The following is a 2,878-nucleotide window of genomic DNA, read 5'->3' as shown; positions in this document are numbered from 1 at the left end:
CCTAAAAACCCAGAAATTTGTAAAAAATAAAGTCGCAAACCGCTATATGTAACCATTTAGCTGAGAAAAAAAATGCGATTGACCTTTGGTCACGCTAAAAGCGATCGCTAATCTAACTAGCGATCGCTAACAGTCTTGGGATGACACTTTTGTGTTAGACAAATACATCAAGTGCCTGCTCAGCAGCATCGAGATTGCCGAATACAGTCAGATTATCCTCGCCGCCAAGGATGGCTACTACGGCTTCTTGACCACTAACTGTTTCGCGACCGAAACTAATATTGCCCAAGAATTCATCAGCGAAATCAAAGGCATCCCCTGCCTCAAAGTCAGTGATTTGGTCAAAGTCCTGGAGACCGTCTTGGAAGATTTCACTGCCGAAGGCGAAGATGTCTGCACCTGAATTGCCAGTTAACAAGTCATTGCCAACCCCTCCGTTCAAGACATCATTAGCGCTACCACCAATCAGAGTATCATTGCCCTCATTACCGAAAACAGTACCGTTAACAGTGCCTGCGATCCCATCATAGGTATCATCACCACCACTGAGTAGAACATCGCCGTTGATAGTGCCTTGGTTAACAATAGTTACGTCACCCTCAGCATCCTGAACATCAATACCCACCTGAGGGCTGCCTGCAACAACACCACCGTTGATAGTGCCCCTATTAATGATTTCGCCGTTGAGTTCGACTCCGTCCTCAATCAGCAGTGCCGCATCAGTTTCTGAGGTCAAGGTGCCTTCATTGACAATATCACCATTGAAGACTGAGAGGTCAGTATTAGTACCCTGTCTGAGGCGAACAGCAGTAGCTCGGTTGTTACCCACCGGCACACCACGTCCGATCACCGTACCCCGATTAATCACACTACCTGTGACATCAGCACCGAGTTGTAGAGAAATGGCATCCCCATCATTGCCTTCACCGACATCGATCAGACCACTACTTTCGTTGACAATCGAGTAGGAAAGCGCACTCTGGTCAGTGTAAACCACACCATCCCGGGGACTGGCAGAGCTGAGAATCTGACCGAAGTTTTGAAGGCTAATATCTTGACCACCGATATTTACGGCACGACTAGCACTAGTGATAGTACCGAAATTTTGCAGCGCGCCAGAAGAGGTACCGCCATTGGCAAAGCTGACGCCGTTGAAAGCACCATCAATCGTACCGTTGTTAACGATGGTACCATTGAGTTCTACTCCCGACTCAATCAGGATACCACTATCAGTTTCTGAGATCAAAGTGCCTTCATTGACAATATCACCATTGAAGACTGAGACATCCGCTCCTCCGATGTCAGTACCCTGTCTGAGGCGAATCGCAGTAGCTTGGTTGTTACCCACCGGCACACCACGTCCGGTCACCGTACCTTGATTAACCACACTGCCTGTGACATTAGCACCGAGTTGTAGAGAAATGGCATCTCCATCATTCCCCTCACCCACATCAATTACAGCATCAGGACCATTGAAAATATCATAGGATGTAGCGGTCTGGTCAGCGTAAACGACACCATCCCTCGGACTGGCAGAGGAGATAATCTGGGCTAAGTTATCAACCTTGATGTTCTGACCACCGATGTTGACGGGACGACTATCACTGGTAATCAAGCCTTGGTTGGTTAATGTGCCAGAAGAAACACCACCATTAACGAAGTTGACACCATTGAAGCTACCATCAATTGTGCCTGTTTCTGCGTTAAAGATGCTGGCATTAGTGCCAGTGATATCAACAGCACTACCATCAACATCCAATGTACCGAATACGGTTAAAGAATCCCCTACTCCGGGTAGTATTACTGGCTCGGTTAGAGTTTCTCCAGTGGGAATAAAAGTGTTTGACATGAAAGTTCCTCCGAATGCAAGTGAATTAAGTTGAGAGTGGAAGTAAACACTGGTCTACCGGCAATAGACCAGTGTAATGTTTTTAACCTCAGGCAAACATTGACCCTTAGGCAAAAACCATAGGTTTTAACAGGGCATTAGCGCTTTTGTCTAGTCGCTAAGGTGTCTATATTTCTACAATGGCATTCGGATCAGAGCCTAATGTCTCAGTTTTTGTATCAGTTTTTTAGCTCAGTTATTTTAACTAGGTTTAGTTGTATAATTTTTTTCATACTTAGCCCAGGGTGAGCTTATATTTTTCTCAGACTAATCTCAGGTTGAGCCATCAACCGATGAAATTAATCCTATTCAGAGGCGCTATATAGCATAAGTTGGAATAATAGTTGTCTCAGTTTTTGTCTCAGTTGTCTCAGTTTTGCTTTTTTTCTCAGTTTTGCTTCAGTTTTGCTTCATTTATAAAGTAATTCCTATCACATTTGGCTTAACAAGCGTGTTATTCTCCCATCACCCCATTAACCTACAGTCTTAATTTCAATCATTTAGCCTATCTACTTTAGTGATAGTGCTTAATTTTCGGCTGTTACCCCGGATCGGGTAATCAGTTAACGAAGGTGTGATCTGGTTTATAGGTTTTATAAATCAGATGTAAACATAGGAGGTCTTTTTTTATTCTCCAATAAAACTCCGGATATCTTTCCCCTCTTGCCTTTTACCTCTTACATGCATGCCTTTTCCGGCAATAATTTTGTTTACAACCAAGATATAAACCCGCTGATCGGTTGTTAAACAATTTGTAAGCATATGCGCTACGCGCACGCTACGTGAACAGCCGTCAGCCGTGAGCTTTTAGCTCACGCTACTTGAGGTGCCGTCTGCTTTGTGGCACAGGCTAGAAACCTGTGACGTAGCTCATAAGCTGAATGCTGATAGCTGAATGCTGATATCTGAATGCTGATATCTGAATGCTGATATCTGAATGCTGATATCTGAATGCTGATAGCTGAATGCTGATAGCTGAATGCTAATAGA

Annotated in this window: 1 protein-coding gene; it reads right to left on the bottom strand. The window is 44.3% G+C overall.

Features of this window, described 5'->3' with window-relative positions:
• Positions 1-154: 154 nt before the first annotated feature.
• On the bottom strand, positions 155-1,849 hold the full coding sequence (locus F6K20_RS32410) for a beta strand repeat-containing protein (protein ID WP_008188212.1): 1,695 nt from the start codon (positions 1,847-1,849) through the stop codon (positions 155-157).
• Positions 1,850-2,878 lie beyond the last annotated feature (1,029 nt).

This window comes from Moorena sp. SIO2C4 (genome assembly GCF_010672485.1).
In the GTDB taxonomy this organism is placed as follows: Bacteria; Cyanobacteriota; Cyanobacteriia; order Cyanobacteriales; family Coleofasciculaceae; genus Moorena; species Moorena producens.
The sequence above is the reverse complement of the archived record's forward strand: the minus strand, read 5'-3'. Positions and strand labels throughout refer to the sequence as shown.